Origin of the sequence: Protofrankia sp. CiP3 (assembly GCF_917627345.1) — a bacterium.
In the GTDB taxonomy this organism is placed as follows: domain Bacteria; phylum Actinomycetota; class Actinomycetes; order Frankiales; family Frankiaceae; genus Protofrankia.
This window is the reverse complement of record NZ_CAKJTM010000032.1, coordinates 1-16,974: the sequence shown is the minus strand read 5'-3', so window position 1 is coordinate 16,974 and position 16,974 is coordinate 1. Positions and strand designations below refer to the sequence as shown.

At 70.4% G+C, this 16,974-nt stretch carries 15 protein-coding genes and 2 pseudogenes; 12 read left to right on the top strand and 5 right to left on the bottom strand.

Annotated features, from left to right (window positions below; all coding sequences use genetic code 11):
* The 4 genes and pseudogenes from cobJ to MJ797_RS13300 all read left to right on the top strand — a co-directional run.
* Positions 1-1,184, top strand: a 1,184-nt coding sequence (gene cobJ / locus MJ797_RS13315) for a precorrin-3B C(17)-methyltransferase (RefSeq protein WP_239334655.1), incomplete at its 5' end; no start/stop codon positions are given.
* Positions 1,175-1,420, top strand: a complete 246-nt coding sequence (locus MJ797_RS13310) for a 4Fe-4S binding protein (protein ID WP_239334654.1) — start codon at positions 1,175-1,177, stop codon at positions 1,418-1,420. The genes cobJ and MJ797_RS13310, both read left to right, overlap by 10 nt.
* Complete coding sequence (locus MJ797_RS13305; protein ID WP_239334653.1) at positions 1,417-2,043, top strand: precorrin-8X methylmutase; 627 nt, start codon at positions 1,417-1,419, stop codon at positions 2,041-2,043. Before MJ797_RS13310 ends, MJ797_RS13305 begins: the two co-directional genes overlap by 4 nt.
* A pseudogene (locus MJ797_RS13300) lies at positions 2,037-2,963 on the top strand (sirohydrochlorin chelatase); the annotation flags it as partial. The gene MJ797_RS13305 and the pseudogene MJ797_RS13300, both read left to right, overlap by 7 nt.
* A gap of 202 nt (positions 2,964-3,165) precedes the next feature.
* On the opposite strand, the gene MJ797_RS13295 reads toward MJ797_RS13300, so the two are convergent.
* On the bottom strand, positions 3,166-3,738 hold the full coding sequence (locus MJ797_RS13295; protein WP_239334651.1) for a Uma2 family endonuclease: 573 nt from the start codon (positions 3,736-3,738) through the stop codon (positions 3,166-3,168).
* Between the two features lie 403 nt (positions 3,739-4,141).
* Here MJ797_RS13295 and MJ797_RS13290 point away from each other — a divergent pair, with 403 nt between their 5' ends.
* The 3 genes from MJ797_RS13290 to crcB are packed head-to-tail and all read left to right on the top strand — an operon-like array spanning position 4,142 to position 6,052.
* On the top strand, positions 4,142-5,149 hold the full coding sequence (locus MJ797_RS13290; protein WP_374582143.1) for a cation diffusion facilitator family transporter: 1,008 nt from the start codon (positions 4,142-4,144) through the stop codon (positions 5,147-5,149).
* Positions 5,146-5,640, top strand: coding sequence for a CrcB family protein (locus MJ797_RS13285; RefSeq protein ID WP_374582141.1), 495 nt, complete (start codon positions 5,146-5,148; stop codon positions 5,638-5,640). The genes MJ797_RS13290 and MJ797_RS13285 overlap by 4 nt, the downstream gene beginning before the upstream one ends.
* A 37-nt stretch (positions 5,641-5,677) precedes the next feature.
* The gene (gene crcB / locus MJ797_RS13280) at positions 5,678-6,052 is read left to right on the top strand and encodes a fluoride efflux transporter CrcB (protein ID WP_239334648.1); all 375 of its coding nucleotides are present in this window, start codon (positions 5,678-5,680) and stop codon (positions 6,050-6,052) included.
* A 92-nt stretch (positions 6,053-6,144) separates the two neighbouring features.
* Here crcB and MJ797_RS13275 read toward each other — a convergent pair whose 3' ends face one another.
* The 4 genes from MJ797_RS13275 to MJ797_RS13260 form a co-directional block, all read right to left on the bottom strand.
* A complete protein-coding gene (locus MJ797_RS13275; protein ID WP_239334647.1) occupies positions 6,145-7,086 on the bottom strand; it encodes a lysophospholipid acyltransferase family protein in 942 nt (313 codons plus the stop codon).
* Complete coding sequence (locus MJ797_RS13270; protein WP_374582139.1) at positions 7,086-8,645, bottom strand: lactate racemase domain-containing protein; 1,560 nt, start codon at positions 8,643-8,645, stop codon at positions 7,086-7,088. Before MJ797_RS13270 ends, MJ797_RS13275 begins: the two co-directional genes overlap by 1 nt.
* A gap of 132 nt (positions 8,646-8,777) precedes the next feature.
* The gene (locus MJ797_RS13265; RefSeq protein ID WP_239334645.1) at positions 8,778-10,028 is read right to left on the bottom strand and encodes a zinc-binding dehydrogenase; all 1,251 of its coding nucleotides are present in this window, start codon (positions 10,026-10,028) and stop codon (positions 8,778-8,780) included.
* Complete coding sequence (locus MJ797_RS13260) at positions 10,025-12,388, bottom strand: HAD-IB family hydrolase (RefSeq protein ID WP_239334644.1); 2,364 nt, start codon at positions 12,386-12,388, stop codon at positions 10,025-10,027. The genes MJ797_RS13265 and MJ797_RS13260 overlap by 4 nt, the downstream gene beginning before the upstream one ends.
* 276 nt (positions 12,389-12,664) lie before the next feature.
* Between MJ797_RS13260 and MJ797_RS13255 the strand changes: the two genes are divergently transcribed.
* The 5 genes and pseudogenes from MJ797_RS13255 to MJ797_RS13235 form a co-directional block, all read left to right on the top strand.
* Complete coding sequence (locus tag MJ797_RS13255) at positions 12,665-13,105, top strand: Lrp/AsnC family transcriptional regulator (protein ID WP_239334691.1); 441 nt, start codon at positions 12,665-12,667, stop codon at positions 13,103-13,105.
* Between the two features lie 238 nt (positions 13,106-13,343).
* Positions 13,344-14,870 carry an amidohydrolase gene (locus MJ797_RS13250; protein WP_239334690.1) on the top strand — a complete coding sequence of 509 codons (1,527 nt, stop codon included), beginning with the start codon at positions 13,344-13,346 and terminating at the stop codon, positions 14,868-14,870.
* A gap of 221 nt (positions 14,871-15,091) precedes the next feature.
* Positions 15,092-15,307, top strand: a complete 216-nt coding sequence (locus MJ797_RS13245; protein WP_239334643.1) for a hypothetical protein — start codon at positions 15,092-15,094, stop codon at positions 15,305-15,307.
* Between the two features lie 362 nt (positions 15,308-15,669).
* A complete protein-coding gene (locus MJ797_RS13240; protein WP_239334642.1) occupies positions 15,670-16,179 on the top strand; it encodes a multidrug efflux SMR transporter in 510 nt (169 codons plus the stop codon).
* A 41-nt stretch (positions 16,180-16,220) separates the two neighbouring features.
* Positions 16,221-16,974 (top strand): annotated as a pseudogene (locus MJ797_RS13235) (apolipoprotein N-acyltransferase); the annotation flags it as partial.

The following is a 16,974-nucleotide window of genomic DNA, read 5'->3' as shown; positions in this document are numbered from 1 at the left end:
CCCCTGCCGGCAGCGCGGCACCAACCGGCCCGATGGTCGTCTACCGGCCGCCGAGCCTGGTCGTCGGCGTCGGCGCGAGCCGCGGCGCACCCGAACAGGAAATCCTCGACCTGGTCGAACGCGCGCTGGCCGACGCGGGCCTGTCACCGCTGGCGGTACGCCACCTCGCCACCGTCGACGCCAAGCGCGACGAGATCGGCATCGTCTCGGCCGCCCGTGCCCGGGGCTGGCCGCTGCTGTTCCACCCGGCCGCGGCGCTCGCCACGGTTGACGTGCCCAACCCCTCGGATGTGGTGCGGGCCGCGGTCGGCACGCCGAGCGTCGCCGAGGCGGCGAGCCTGCTCGGCGCCGACAGTCTCCCAGCGGCCAGCGCCGAGCTTGTCGTGCCCAAACGGGCGAGCGCGCATGCCACCGTGGCGGTGGCCCGCCACCGTCCCCGCGGCCGGTTGACGATCATCGGTCTCGGCCCGGGGGACCGGGACCTGCTCACCCCGTATGCCGCACGTGCGCTCGCCCGCGCGAGCGTGATCGTCGGCCTGGATCAGTACGTCGACTCTGTCAGTGACCTGATCCGGCCGGGTGCGCGGGTGCTGGCCAGCGGCCTCGGCGCGGAGGAGGCACGGGCCGCGATGGCCGTCACGCAGGCCCGCGCGGGCCACGCGGTGGCGTTGATCGGCAGTGGGGACGCCGGGGTGTACGCGATGGGCAGCCCGGCGCTGGAGCAGGCCGACGGCTCCTTCGACGTGGTGGGCGTACCCGGGGTGACGGCGGCGTTGTCCGCCGCGGCGCTGCTGGGCGCGCCGCTCGGCCACGACCACGCGATGATCAGTCTTTCGGATCTGCACACACCCTGGGACATGATCGAACGACGGGTCACCGCGGCGGCACAAGCCGATCTCGTCGTCGCCTTCTACAACCCGCGGAGCCGGACCCGGACCTGGCAGCTGCCGCGCGCGCTGGATCTGCTGGCCGCCCATCGGCCGCCATCGACGCCGGTGGGCATCGTCACCGACGCCTTCCGTCCCGGGCAGCGGGTCACCGTCACCACGATCGCGGAGCTGGCCGACGCCGCGAACAGCAAACTAGATCTTGTCGGCATGACCACGACGGTCGTGGTCGGCAGCACGCAGACCCGCGTGGTCGCGGGCCGCGTCGTCACCCCGAGGGGCTACCGATGGAGCTGATCTACCAGGTTCGCGCCGAGGAATGCGCGGGGTGCGGAGCCTGCCTGGTCACCTGTCCCGAACACGCGCTGCGCCCCGGGCCCGCACGCCCCGGCGGTGGCCGGGCGCCACGCATCCTCACCGATCGCTGCACCGGCTGTGGAGAATGCGCGGAGATCTGCCCGGTCGACGCGATCGACACGATGATCTGCTCGGAGTCACCGAGCTGCCCGGACGAAACGGTGGCCGGGCGGTGAACCGGACAGCACAGAACCGGCTGGCGCACCCGATCGAACAGCGCTCCTACGCAATCCTCCGGGCACGCCTCGGCACCACAGGCCTGGACACCATGGGCCTGCCGCCGCTGGCCCGCGCGGTGATCGAACGGGTGGTGCATGCCAGCGCCGACATCGCCTACGCCACCGACCTGGTCTGCGAGGAAACAGCGCTGCGTGGTGGTGTCGACGCGCTGGCCGGCGGTGCGCCGATCGTCGTCGACGTGGGGATGACGGCCGCGGGAGTCACCACGCGGGATGTGGTGTGCCGGCTCGGTGACGTCGAGCCGGCCGCCGCGGCGCGCGACGGCCTGACCCGGTCAGCCGCGGCCGTCGGACTCGCTCTCGCCGAGGTCGGGCCAGGCGCCGTCTGGGTGATCGGATGCGCGCCGACCGCCCTGGAACGGCTGCTGACGCTGGCTGGCCTCGCGCTGCCGGCGCTGGTGATCGGCCTGCCAGTCGGTTTCGTCGGGGCGGTCGAAGCCAAGGAGGCCCTGCGGGCAAGCGGCCTGCCGGCGATCTCGAACCGGTCGGAGAAGGGCGGGGCGGCTGTTGCCGCCGCGGCACTCAACGCGCTGTTGTACGAAGGGCTGCGTCCATGCTGAAGGGACACACCGGACCAGACCCGGAACCTCAACAGCCGGCGCCAGCCCTGCTGATCGTCGGGCACGGGACGCGCAGCGGCGCCGGTGTGTCGCAGTTCCAGGCCTTCGTCGACCGGGTCCGCGAGCGTGCTGACGGGACGGCCGTGGACGGCGGGTTCATCGAACTGTCCCGCCCACCGGTGGCCGACGCGGTCGCTCGGCTGGTGGCGACGGGACAACGCCGGCTCGGGGTCGTACCGCTGACTCTGGTGGCCGCCGGCCACGCCAAGGGCGACATCCCGGGTGCGCTCGCCCGGGAACGCGCCCGTCACCCTGAGCTGCGATACGTCTACGGACGGCCGCTCGGCCCGCACCCGGCGCTGCTGGCGGCGCTCGATGAGCGGATCGGGAGGGTGTGCTCCCGAGACGAACGCGCGGACACGACCGTGTTGCTGGTGAGCCGCGGGTCCACCGACCCGGATGCCAACGCCGAGATCACCAGGGTCGCCCGGCTGCTGTGGGAAGGCCGCGGTTTCGCCGGCGTCGAACCCGCCTTCATCAGTCTGGCCGAACCGGGGGTACCGGCGGGCCTCGACCGCTGCCGCAGGCTGGGGGCATCCCGCATCGTGGTGGCACCGTACTTCCTGTTCACCGGAGTGCTCCCGGAGCGTGTGATCGCCCAGGCCCACGGCTGGGCCGCGCGCAATCCCACGGTCGACCTGCGCTGCGCGGGCCTGCTCGGCGCCCACGACGGCGGTGACCACGACGGCCTGGCCGATCTGGTTCTCGAACGCTTCCGCGAGGCACTCGGCGGTGACATCCGGATGAACTGTGACACCTGCGTGTACCGGGTCGCGATGCCCGGGTTCGAACATCGGGTCAACGCGCCGCAGACCCCGCACGACCACCCCGACGACCCGGCGCATCAGCACGACCACCATGCCATCATCTCAAAACAGGACATGACGCTTTAGAGCGCCCGAGGATAGGGCGTTCGGTCAGTAAACGGCTCATCCGCTTCTCGGGCGCTCTTATCAGTAGTCGGCGCTGGGAGTTCTTTTCTGGGGTTGTCGGATGCCAGCTGGATGCGTCGCGAGGCGGAGGGGGCCACACGCTGTAGAGGCAGGCACCGACCCACTCCGCTCAGGTGGTGAGGATGAGCTGGGACGGGCTGATGGTCACCGGGAACGGGCTGGTGACGGTCAGGCTCTCCTCGCCATGGACAGCGGCGGTCTCGATGTAGTCGCGGCCAGCGCGGGCCAGGACGGTGATCGAGGGCTTGTCCGCGTCGACGATCCAGTAGTGGCTGACGCCGAGCCGGGCGTAGATGTCGCGTTTGAGCAGCCGGTCGATGCCCACGCTGCTGGGGGAGAGCACCTCGACGGCGAGCACCGGCACGGCCCGGTAGCGCACGCCCCGGACGAGGTCTGACCGGCGGACCACGCACACGTCAGGCTGGACGCTGGTGCGCTGCCCCTCACGCACATCGGGAGCCGGACCGAACACCACAAGGCCAGCCGGACAGACAGCCCGCAGCGCGATCGCGAGTTCCAGGCAGGCATGCTGGTGTTCCCAGCGGGGTGCCGGGCTCACCAGCAGCACCCCGTCGACCAGTTCGTAGCACCGACCGTCGGCCGGCATCTCCGCCAGATCATCGACGGTGAACCCGTCCGCACGGACCGGGAGATCCTCGTACGCAACCGCCATGAACGCCATGATGGGCTCCTCTCAGCCATGACGCCAGGCTGATCGTCGCGCACGCCACGCGCCAGGCCCGACCGCTCTCGGTGGAAAACGTGCTCCTGTCCACAGGGCGGACCGGAGCACGTTCCCCTCGGACCTCGCCCGCGGGTACCGGCAATGAGCTCGCCAACAATGGCGTGGAAAGTCCGCGCCCGGACCCGGCCAACATCGATAATGTTGGAAGAAAAATGTGCGCAAACGAAACCAGATTCGGTGCCGACACTCGTTTTCGCTAAGCGAAATGGGCTGTGGATCAGGGAGTGGGGCTGGGGTGCGTGCGTTGCGAGATGAAAACCGGCGCCGGGGCACCGGGGTGAAAAACGGTACGGTGGAAAAGGAATGAGGGAGAGGAAGGGCTGCGGTGGGTGACACCGGAATGGGCCAGGATGTGGATGATCATCATACGGATAGCCATGGTGGCCACCGGCATGATGTGGCAGCGGACGCCGACCGCCGCTGGTTGACGATCGCGCTGGGCCTGATCAGCGGCTACCTCACGGTAGAGGTCGTCGTCGGCCTGCTGGCGCACTCCCTGGCCCTGCTGTCGGACGCGGCCCACATGCTCACCGACGCGTCGTCGATCGTGTTGGCGCTGGCCACGCTGTGGCTCGCGGCCCGGCCCGCCCATGGCTCCTACACGTTCGGGCTGCGCCGCGTGGAGATCCTCTCCGCCCAGGCCAACGGCATCACCCTGCTGCTGCTGGCTGGCTGGCTCAGCTATCAGGCAGTCGTTCGGCTCCTGGCACCGAGCGCGGTGGCCGGCGGGCTCGTCCTGGGCACCGCGCTCGTCGGTGTGTGCGTCAACATTGCCGCGACCTGGGCGATCAGCCGGGCCAACCGGGCCAGCCTGAACGTCGAGGGCACCTTCCAGCACATCCTCACCGATCTCTACGCGTTCATCGCGACTGTCATCGCGGGCGTCGTCATCCTCGTCACCGGATGGGACCGCGCCGACTCGGCCGCCTCGCTTGTCGTCGTCATCCTCATGGTGAAAGCAGGCGTCGGGCTCCTACGCGCTTCCGGCCGGATTTTTCTCGAGGCCGCGCCGGACGGGATCGACCCGGACGGCATCGGTGCCGCCATGGCCCGCCGGCCCGGTGTCAGCGAAGTCCACGATCTCCACATCTGGCAGATCACCTCCGGGGAGCCGGCACTGTCCGCGCACGTCCTCGTGCTCCCCGACGCCGACTGCCACGCCGTCCGCGTCGATCTGGACGGCTGGCTGCGGGAGGACCACCACATCGACCACACCACCCTGCAGGTGGACCATCAACCCACCGAGGCACACCACTCCGACACGATCCATTCTGGCGTACAGCCTCACCCGCACTGCGTCACGTCACACGGCAGGACGCACTACGCCGCGGCCTCCCTGCCGACCTGAACGCAGTGGGCCCGGAGCAGATACCCGTCGAACCGGCCGATCCCGATGTGGATCTACGCTGGCCAGCGCGGCGCCAGGGGCAGCGCCGCGCACCGCTCCCGCTGCTGGCCGTCATTTCCGTCGGCGGCGCGCTGGGGGCCTGCGCCCGCTACGGCATGGCGCTGCTCTGGCCCACCCCAGCGGGGGCGTTCCCCTGGGCCACGCTGCTCGTGAACGCCTCCGGATGCGCATGCATCGGGCTGCTCATGGTAATGGTCACCGCGCTGGACACGGCGCATCCACTGGCGCGGCCGTTCCTGGGCACCGGGGTGCTGGGCGGGTTCACGACCTTCTCCACGTATGCGCTCGACGCCGAGCGGCTGACAGCGGACGGACACGCCGGGACAGCGCTGGCGTACCTGGCACTGACCATGGCGAGCGGGCTCGGCGCGGTCAGTGCCGCAACCCTGGCGACACGATCATTGCTGGCGCGGTTGGCACGGCGCCGCTGATGGCACCGTGGGCACGGCTCGGTCACAAGGCGGACACGTGAACTGGTTGCTGGTGATCCTGGGCGCAATGATCGGCGCACCGTTGCGCTACCTGACCGACCGGCTGGTGCAGGCCCGGCACGACACGGTGTTCCCGTGGGGCACGCTCACCGTTAACATGATCGCCAGTGGTGTCCTCGGCATGGTCACCGGGGCGGTGCGCGCGGGAGCGGTCTCCTCCCAGGCAGCACTGCTGGTCGGTACCGGGCTCTGCGGGGCGTTGAGCACCTACTCGACGTTCTCCTACGAGACGTTGCGGCTCACCCAGGACGGTACCCGGCTGCTCGCCGTGGTGAACGTCGCCGGCAGCGTGCTGGCCGCTGTCGGCGCCGCCGTGGCCGGGACGCTTCTCGCCCGGGGAATATGGGGGTAAGAGCGTGTTTGAGATCGGGCTTTCGATCAGTGAGCCGCGCCCAGGCACCCCCTGATCGAACGCCCTATCCTCGGGCGCTCTCATCCACCATGTCAGCCAGACGTGATATTTCTGACATTCTTCGGAGCTTTCCACGGAGACCCCGTCGTGTCGCGCCCGACAGGCTCGGTTGACTGCCAGACCCGGCGCCAGTGAGCGGTCCGCGCGCTCCGAGCGGGCGGGTTCGGGCTGGCGGGCGTGGCGCGCAGCGACTCCCACCATGACGTGGCGTCCTCGGCCAGCAGCCGGGAGACCTCGCCGAAGATCCGGTCAGTAAAGAAACGAAGATCATCACCGGCTGGCCACAGAGGCCGGCCGAAACGCACGGACACCGCCGGCCGGCCAGGGAGCGTCCACCCGCGTCCGCGTGGCATCGCGGCGAAACTGCCACGGATGGCGACCGGCACCACCGGAACCCCACAGGTAATCGCCAGATGTGCCGCGCCGAACCGGAAACGAGTGAGCTGGCCGTCCCTCGACCTCGTCCCCTCCGGGAAGATCACAAGATTCCAGCCGTCCGCGAGCAGGTCCGCGGGTGCGGTCGAGGGGGCGCCCCCGCGGCGCTCGATCGGTACGGTCGCGAACAGGAAGGCTGTGCCCAGCCCCCGCCACCAGCTACCGAAGAAGTAGTCGGCGGCGGCGGCCACGGCCGTATGATCGCGCACCTGCCGCGGCAGTACGCACAACAGCAGCGGCGCGTCCAGATGGCTCGCGTGGTTCGACACGAAGAGCGCGGGCGCTTGAAGCCCGTCGATGGCGTCCAGCCCTGTCACCGACAGCGACAGATTCGCGTCCAGGAGCGGGCGCATCCCGACCTCGAGAGCCGCGACTCGGGCCGCCCGCATCGCCGGTGTGCGCGCCCAGGCCGTGGGGAACTCTCTGGCCACCGCCGGTAGCTGGTACGGCTCAGCTGAACGCGGTACCGGTGGCCTGGCCCCCCAGCGCCAGCCGCGGGCCACCTCACGCAGACCGGCCCCGGCCGGGCGGGGCGCCATCAGCGCACGTCCGCGATGGCGTGCGGCGGGGAGTGCAGGTAGGTCAGGGACGGATCGCGGCCGACCGTGCCCGACACCATCTCCAACGCGTCCGCCAGGGTGGACGCGGCCCGGAAGCCCATCCGCGCGCAGGCGCCCCGGTCACCACCGACCCACACCACATCCCCCAGGTGATCCATGGCATGCGCGCCCCAGTACCACATGTAGAACGGGTGCACGCCGTGGTAGGCATGCGACGTGCGGTACAGGTGGGTGTACCAGGGGTCGGTCGCGTACTGCTTCTCGAACGTGGTCTCGATCGTCGCCGGGTCGGTGGACTCGGCGAGAACCTCCTCGAAGAAATCCACATACGACGGATGATGGAGCTGAGAGAACTCCGGCGTCACCGGATGGTAGAGGATCATCGCCCCGCCGCGGCGGACCAGTGGCTGCCCTCGGTACATGTTGAAGAAGTAACCGAGCCCGAGGCACATCGCGAGGATCGGGTTGAGCACCGAGTTCACGTTGTACGGCCCCAGGTAGGGCAGGCCCACGACCAGCACGTCGCTTTGCCCGTTCACCTCGACGAGCTGCTGGCGGTGCACGTTCGCGAGCGTCCTGGCGTGCACGGCCTCGGTCTCGCCCGCGTGCACACCGGTCACCCCGTACCCGGCGACAAGATCCTGGAAGAGCTTGCGGCGAGGACGGACCGGCATGGCCGCGAGCCCCCTCGACATCCCGAACGCCATCGCCTGGTCGCGGACGGACCACTCCCATTCCCGCTTCATCAGAAAGGCGTAGCGGGACGGGAAGGAGGCGTTGTTCACGGTCGTCTCCACCGTGAATATCTTCAGGTGATCGGCCAGCAGCCGGCCCATCCGCCACGCCGAGGAGTGCATGGCCGACCGGGTGTGGTCCATGAACGAACGCGAATGGATCATTGTATGACTGTTGTGATGGTGGCGCAGGCTGTTGTAGGACGCGAGCCCGATCGGCACCGACTTGTGGCCACCGTCCATCGCCACCATGTTGACATTGACATAGACCAGCAGGTCCGATTCGGCGGCCCGTCGGTTGATTTCGACGTCCTCGCCGTTCTCGGTCAGGCCGATATGCGTCAGATTGTCCCTGTCCTCCGCGTCATGGTTGTAGAGGCTGTCCGGCCAGAACGAGCGGAACACCCGTTCCCCGACAGTCCGCTCGATCTCGGCGGCGGTCATCCGGCGGTGCAGCGCGTTCGCCACGATGAGCACCACGTCGTCCACGCCGGCCTCGGCCGCGATCGTGAGCACCTGCTCGATCACCCGCTGGCGGATGTCGGGCCGGCGCATCGGCGGCAGCGGAATCGACAGGTCGTCGAAGGCGATCGTGAGGCGCATCCCCGGCCGCAGCAGCGCCCGCAGCGGCTCGCTGTTCTCCGGCTCGGCCAGCGCCCGGCCGATCGCCGCGTCGACGTCGGCCAGCTCCGGCAGCGACTCCGGCGGGTAGACGACCCGCGTGCCGAGCGGGAAACGCTCCAGCCCGAACCCCTCACCCTGGTGTACGAGCAGCGGAGGAGTCCGCTCATCGACCTCGAGCACGAACCCCGGTCTCACCTGTGCGATCCCCTCACGCGCGAGTCCGGCTGAGCGGCGCTTCCGCCGCCAGCCGCCATCCAGTAAGCGTCCCAGTGAATGTTGTAGTCCTTGCGAACAGATTTCACCCTCGCCTCATCAGGGCGCCATCAGGTCGAAGGCGACTTTGACCGCGCCAAGCCGGCCCGCGCCGAGCGCGTGGTCCAACGCGTCCCGCCAACGGTCCAACGGGTAGGCCGCCGACACAACCCCGTCCAACGGGGCAGTTGCCGCAAGCTCCAGCGCTCGGACGAAGTCCGCCGGCGCCACCGCCGCGCCCGCCGCCCCGTCCGCTGGCAGCCCCCGACCGGCGCTGGACGCGTAGGTGCCTACCAGCTCCAGCTCACGGAACCACAGCGGTGTCAGATCGACCGGCCCGGTGGGAACACCGGACAGCACCACCCGCCCACCGGCGCGGGTGACGCGCAGCGCCGTCGACAGCGAGGACGCGCTGCCGGCGCAGTCGATCGAGATGTCCACGCCGCCGAGCAGATAAGGCGGTCCGGCCTCCGGTTCCAGTTTGAGTGCACGGGTGGCACGGCGCACCCCGCCGACCGCGGACGCCGGTGAGATGATCTCGTCCGCTCCGAACAGCCGCGCGCGTTCCACCTGGTGACGGTGCTTGGCTACCACCGTCACCAGGCCGGCCTTGGTGTAGGCGCGCAGCGCCAGCAACGTGAACAGCCCGACCGAGCCGGCACCGATGATCAGAATCCGGTCGCCGTCCCCGGCCCGTGCCCGCAACGCGGTATGTACCGCGCACGCAAGCGGCTCCACCAGCACTGCCCGCTCGTCGGGCAGGTCCGCCGGCACGGGATACAGCTGCGAGCGGTGGGCAACCAGGGACCGGCTCCACCCGCCACCGGTCCGCGCGCAGAACCCGGTCTGCAGACCGGGGGACAGGTGACCCACAGTGATACTGTCGCAGCGGCTGGTGTGCCCGGCGGCACAACCAGCACATGCCGGCAGGCCCCGGGCGGCGCAACCAAGAACCGGATCGAGCACCACCCTGCTGCCGGCCGGCAGCTCGGTGCCATCGGTGAGGGTGACGCTGGTCTGGGTGTCGGCCACGATCTCATGCCCGGGGACGAAGGGCATGGACACCAGCGACGTGAAGTAGAACGACGACTGCCCGGTGACGGTGACCAGGTCCGACCCGCAGATCCCCGACAGCCGCGGGCGGATCGGGACCCACCCCTCGCCCGGCACGGCCGGCGCCGGCCCGTCGGTCAGCCGCAGCGGCGCTGTCATCCCGGCCGCGGCGCCGGCCAGGGCCGGCAGCCGGCCCGACAGCGTCCGGGTGGCCAGGTAACGGGGCATCGACCGATACAGCTCCAGCGCGCGGCTCACCGATCGGCACCCGACCGCGATGTCCGGACGCGGCCGCCCGGAGACAGGGCCGCGGCACCACCGCCGAAAAGATCCCGAGCTCGGGCGGCGGCATGGATCGTGCGTTCATGCCGGCTGCCGACCACGGCGCGTGGTTCGCCTCGGGTCGAGGCCCACTGCTCGATCGGCCAACCGGAGCGGCGGGCCACCCGGTACAGCGGCAGGTCCGGGTTGACCGCGACCGGGTTGCCGACCGCACGCAACATCGGCAGATCCGACTGGCTGTCCGCGTATGCCCACGACGCCGCCAGATCCGCGCCTACCCGCTTGGCATAGTGATCCAGCCAGGCGGCGCGGGAGTCACCGACCAGCGGTGCCGACACCAGGCGCCCGGTGCAGCGCCCGTCCGCCCCGACCGCGAGCCGGGTGGCGACGACCTCGTCGAACAGCGGCGCCAGTGGACGGGTGAGAACCTCGACCGCCCCGGTGAGCAGGACGGTCCGGTGCCCGGCGTCGCGGTGCTCGCGGATCCGGCGGATCGCCCCCGCCTTCACCCGGCGCAGCAGGATGTCACCGGCTACCTCGTCGACGAGGCGGGCGAGCTCGCCGGGATCGGCGCCGGCGTAGCGCGTGTACACCGCCCGGATGAGATGCCCCCGGTCGCGCCGCTCCGCCCGCACGTACCCGGGCAGCGCGCGGGCAAGCTGCGCGAGCTCACGCCCGCGCGCCGCGAACGTCTGGTCGGTCAGCCGCAGCCACAGGTAGGACTCAACCACGGTCGAGGACACCAGCGTCCCATCCAGGTCGAACACCGCGAGCGTGTCCGGGCCGCCGGCGAGGGCGTGCGACGCCCGCCGGGGCGGCGCAGGGGGCTTGTCCGGGCCGCGGAAGGTCGAGGTGACGCTTGGAAAATGAATCTCCTGCAGGTAGGTGCGCCAGTCATAGCAGGCCGGGTCGAACCCGAACCGCTCGGCGTCACCCGCGTCGAGTGTCTGGTGGAGCCTGCGGGTCGCGTCGTCAACATAGACCAGCTCCGCCTTGGTGTAGGAACGGTAGAGGTCCTGGTAACGCCGCAGGAACGACAGCCGTTCATCGAACTGCTCCAGGTCACGGGCGGCCTGGCGGACCCGGTCGGAGCGTGGGGCGTATCCGAGCGCCCTTCCCGCGATCTCCGCGAAACGCTCGCCACGGCGCAGCTGGCCCTCGACCGTGGCGGCCCCGGCGAACCGCCAGTGCGCGGCCGCGACAGCGCCACGACCGGGCTTGGACAGCGGATGGCGCTCGAAGTACTCCCGGACGTTCTCGTAAAGATCGCGAAACAGCAGCGGGTTACGAAAACCGGAACACACCGTGTAGTACGCCGGGGCCGATGCCGGCGGCGGGGCCGCGACCGCGGCCAGGATCGCGTTGACCACCAGGTCGACAGGGATGATGTCGATGATCCCGTCCGGGGACGCGGGGAAGTCCGGCAGCTCCCCGCGGCCGTAGGCGAGGATCAGCGGCTCGGCCATCTTGAAGCCCTCGATCCAGCCCGGGAACGGGCGGGCCAACGCGCTTTCGATGATGGACGGCCGCATGATGGTCAACGGCAGACCGTCACGTTCGGTCTCCAGGTAGCGCTCGGCGAGCGCTTTGGTGAACGTGTAGCAGTCCGTCCAGCCGAGCACACGGGCCCGTTCGCCGCCCGCGTCGACGAGCCGGCGCTCCACCCACCTGCGCCGACGCCGTTCAGCCTCCCGCGAGACCGTCTGCGCCCCAGCCCTGATGTGCTCGCCTTCGGCCTCGGCCCGGAACCTGCGCAGCGTCTCCGGAGCCCGGGACGCGTCCTCCGCCGCAAGCCGTGCCCGCTGTGCGGCGGCCTGCTCGGCCCGCCAGTCGACGGTGTGCGCGAGGCGCCCCTCGGCCACGTGGCCTGACCGCAGGCCCGCCACGTACGCCGTGGAGATATGCACCACATGAGGGCGCGCGCCGCTGTCGCGGATGGCCCGCAGCAGCTCCTGGACGCCCCCGAGATTGGTGGCGAAACCCGTGTCGATCGGCGGGTCGAACGACACCTCGCCGGCACAGTGGACGACAGCGTCCACATCCGCCGGAATGGCCGGAATCCGTTCGAGATCGCCTTCAAGTACCGTGATCCGCTCCCGCAGCACCTGTTCAACGCCGTCAGCGCCAAGGCGTTCGCGCCACGGCGCGAACGCCGGCTTGGCCACGAGACCGGCAAGACGGGCCTGCCCGCTCCTGCCCGCGCGGGGACGGATGAGCACGACCACCCCGGTGCCGGGCAGGTCGGAAAGCAGCCGTTCCAGCAGTGCCTCGCCCACGAAGCCGGTCGCCCCCGTGACGAGGACACGCTTGCCCGCGAGCCGCTCGGCCAGCCCCACGCCTCACCTCTCCCGTTCTTTCGTTCTTTCGTGATGGACACCGGTGGGCCACAGTAGGGGACAGCGGTGTCCGGAACCGAAACTGCCTCCTGCCCACGTGGTTGCATCCAACCAGGGAGCACCGATGGTTACAGTCCGTCTCCCTTGGTTTTCGCAACGGCTTCGTGCCACTGGCAGCCCGGGCCATCCACATCGATCCACATGGATCGGCGGACCGTGGCCGGACCAGGGCGGCATGCATCGATCACCGGTGATCTGCGTACGCTTCTGATCGTGTTGGAAGACCTTGACCGCGAGATCGTCCGCCTGCTGTGCCGGGACGGCAGGATGAGCTACACCGATCTCGGCCGAGCCACCGGCCTGTCCGTATCCGCGGTTCACCAGCGGGTCCGGCGCCTTGAACAGCGAGGCGTGATCACCTCCTACGCGGCTGTGATCGACGTCACCCAGGTCGGGCTCCCGCTCACCGCCTTCGTGTCCATCAAACCGATCGACCCGAGCCAGCCCGACGACGCGCCGGACCGCCTGCGCGGCCTCGACGCGATCGAGGCGTGTCACAGCGTTGCCGGCGAGGAGAGCTACCTGCTCAAGGTCCGGGTCGCGGGTCCGAGCAACCTGGAAAGCCTGCTCCAGGAGATCCGCGCCGCGGCGAACGTCTCCACCCGCACCATGGTCGTCCTCTCCACTCCGTACGAGGCCCGGCCGCCCGCGCTGTAGCCGTAACCGCACGGGCGGCCGGCAACCGATGCCAACCAGCGGCAACCAGCCGGCGGCACGACAGCGACCGGCAGCATCGCCACACGCCACCAAGCGCCGCACCGCGGCCGCGGCAGGCAGACTGGCAGCTGTGACGGACATACCGCCGGGCCCAGGAGCCAGCCCGGGAGCCCGGGGCGCTCGCGTCCTCTACCGCGGCGGCCGTGTGCACAGCCCGGCCTCGCCGTTCGCGACCGCGATGCTGATCGACCACGACACGGTTACCTGGGTCGGCTCGGCCGCGGCCAGCGACGCGATGAGTGCCGACGAGATCGTGGACCTCGACGACGCCCTGGTCACCCCCGCCTTCGTGGACGCCCACGTGCATGTGACCGCGACCGGGCTCGCGCTCGGTGGTCTCGACCTGGCGCCGGCACGCTCCCTGCTGGCCGCGCTGGACCAGCTCGCCGACCATGCCAGGCGCCACCCCGCGACCACGGTGCTCGGTACCGGCTGGGACGACACGGCCTGGCCGGAAGACCGGCCGCCCAGCATCGCCGAACTCGACCGGGCGGCCGGGGGAGCACCGGTCTACCTCGCCCGTGTCGACGGTCACTGCGCCGTTGTGTCGTCAGCGCTCGCGGACCGCAGCGGCGCCCGCGGCGCGGCGGGCTGGCTGGGCGACGGCCGTTGCCAGGGCGACGCCCACCACATCGCCCGCGAAGCCGCGTACGGCAGTGTTTCCGCTCATCAGCGGCGGGCCGCCCAGCGGCGCGTCCGCTCCCATGCCGCCGCCCTGGGTATCGCGGCGCTGCACGAGATGGCGGGGCCCGCGGTTTCCAGCGCCGACGACCTCAGCGATCTGCTCGCCCTCGCCGCCGCCGAGGCAGGCCCCGAGGTCCACGGCTACTGGGCCGGGGACGTCGAGACCGCGCTGGCACTGGGCGCCGGGCTCGGCGGCGACCTGTTCGTCGACGGCTCACTGGGATCGCGCACCGCGGCGTTGCGGGTGCCGTACGCGGACGCACCCGGTGATCATGGTGTCACGCGGCTGGACGCGGACGCGGTGTGCGAGCTGATCGTCCAGGCTGGCGAGGCGAGCCTGCAGGCAGGCTTCCACGCTATCGGCGACGCCGCCCTCGACATCGTCCTGGACGGCTGCGAGCGGGCGGCCACAAAGATCGGTCTGCCCAGGATGCTGGCCGCGCGCCACCGCGTCGAACACTGCGAGCTGGCCGATACCGCCCAGATCGCCCGGATGGCCCGCCTCGGCCTGGTGGCCTGCGTGCAGCCGGCGTTCGACGCCCGTTGGGGAGGCCCGGACGGGATGTACGCCCGCCGGCTGGGAAGCGGCCGCGCGCAGGCGATGAACCCGTTGGCGGCCATGGCCGCCGCCGGTGTCGTCCTCGCGCTGTCCTCGGACGCGCCGGCAACCCCGATGGACCCATGGGGCGGTGTGCGTGCCGCGGTCACGCACCACACGCGGACGTCGGCGCTCACCGCCCGGGCAGCCTTCTCGGCCGCGACGAGAGGCGGCTGGCGGGCAGCCCGCGCGGACGATGACGGCAGCGGGGTCCTCGTGCCCGGCGCGCCAGCGACGTTCGCCGTCTGGCGGGTACCGGGGGAGCTGGTCGTCCAAGTGCCCGACGCCCGGGTCGCGGCATGGTCCACCGACCCACGAGCGGGCATAGCCGGGCTCCCCGACCTCGACGGCCCCAACCCGGCATGCGTCCGCACGGTCATCCGCGGCACAGTCGTCCACGATCTGCTGGCCCAGCCGCAATGATCCCGAAACGGGGGATTCCCGACCAGTAGCGCGGACGTCAAAGGGTCCCGGACCGTCCTTCGAACCGATCCCCGGCCCGCCGGATGCGGGCAGGGAGATCGTTGTCTAGGGGACGGCCGGAACCCTTCGGACTGCCTTCGTGCGGCTCCCTCTCCGTCGGCGGTGACGAAACCTCCTGTCCGGCCCCAGCGCCGACCGGGCCTGGCCTCGGGTGGCCACGGATGCGCGAGCGCCCCACGGCCACCGGCCGGTCTGCCGACGGGGAAGGCGCTGACGCAGCCGCCTCACGAGTGGACGACATGGACCGTACCGGCCCTGGCTCCGCCTGTGTCAACGGGGCGTTCCAGCTGCGTCTATTTCCTGTTTCCCGGATCAAGAAGGCCGTCGCCGCGAACCAGTGGCGCACCGATCCCATGGAGCGGCTGGACCTGTCGTGACCTGGACGCACGACCCACACATCAGCGGATGAACATATTCACAACCAATTAACTACTGGACGCAACAAAAACATTTCCCCACCGCCGCCCACTCGTCATTCACAATACCTCATCACAACGCTCCATCATGACACCCCATTGCGACGCCTTGTCGACACGCCCCATCGCCCGCCCTCACCCGGGCACGGTCGACGCGCATGAAACGCGAAGACACGCAGAGCATTCATTCATGCGCAGCGCGTAGTACTGTCAGCCACTGTCCCAGCCGGACCCAAGCCGCGGGACGACGCTTTCCCGCGGATCGACGGATTCCACCAGCCCGAATCCTCGATCACCTCACGTAAGGACTCCTGGGAACAGCCATGACCATCACCGACATCGCCCCTGGCGGCGCCGCCCACGGCGCCCGCCCCGAGAAAAAACGCGACCATACTCCAAGGACACTGATGACCTGGCTGGCACTGTTGGCCGCGATAGCCTGCGACGTGGCCGCCACGTATGCCCTCGCGGCCTCCCACGGATTTCGCAATCCGCTGCCCACGATGCTCGCCGTGGCCGGATTCCTCCTGGCTACCTACCTTTTCGCGGTCGCCCTCACCGGACTGAGCCCGAGCATCTCCTATGCCGCTTTCGGCGCGCTCGGCACCGCGGCGGTCGCCGTCATCGGCATCGTCATCGGCGCGGAGACCACGAACTGGATCAAAATCGGATCCCTCACCTTGATTATCATCGGCGTGGTGATGCTGCCTCTTGCCGATCGTCAGCACGGTGACCACCAGCACGGTGACCGCCAGGAAGCCAGCCACAGCCGAGCCAGCCACGGCGAGACAGGCCTCGGGCGATCCGCGGGCGATCCGGTCCCGCACTCGTAGGCAACGCCCGTCCCGGTCATGCCCAGCTGACATGACTGTGGATGGGCAATCCGCCGACCCCGTCGATTCCCCGCGCGGCGGTGGCCGACACTGGGACTGTGACAACCCAGGACACGCTGACCGTAGGCGGTAGTTCCGGCGCATCGCAACCGGGCGATCCAGCCGATGCGGTTCGCCCTGGCGGGGATTCCCGGGCAGCCCGCCCGGCCGGCGCCCGGGCCCGTCGACTGACTCGGCCGTTGCTCGCCGTCACAGCCGGAATCGCGCTGTACCTGGCATTCCCTCCGGTTGGGATCTGGCCGTTGGCCCCGGTTTCGGTAGCCGCCATCACCCTGCTGGCGCGCGGCGTGCCGCTGCGGCGCTCGGCCGGTCTGGGCATGCTGTTCAGCCTCGCCTTCATGCTGTCCATGCTGCGCTTTGTCATGTTCGTCGGCCTTGACGGCTGGCTGGTCCTCTCGATCGGGGAAGCCGCCCTGCTCGCCCTGATAGCGCCCGCGACCACGCTGGTCATGCGGGTGCGTGGCTGGCCGTTGTGGGTCGCCGCGGTATGGGTCGGCCAGGAGGCACTACGCGGACGCGTGCCGTTCGGCGGCTTCCCGTGGGGGAAGCTGGCCTTCACTCAGGCGGACACACCACTGACACCGCTGGCGGCACTGGGCGGTTCCCCGCTGGTGACCGCCGCCGTCGCGGGCTCCGGCGCACTGCTCGCCGCCGCGGCCCTCGCACTGAGCCCGGTGGGCGCGCTGGGCCCACCGGGCGCGGGTACGCCCGCCGCCGGCCGCGGGCGTACCCGCC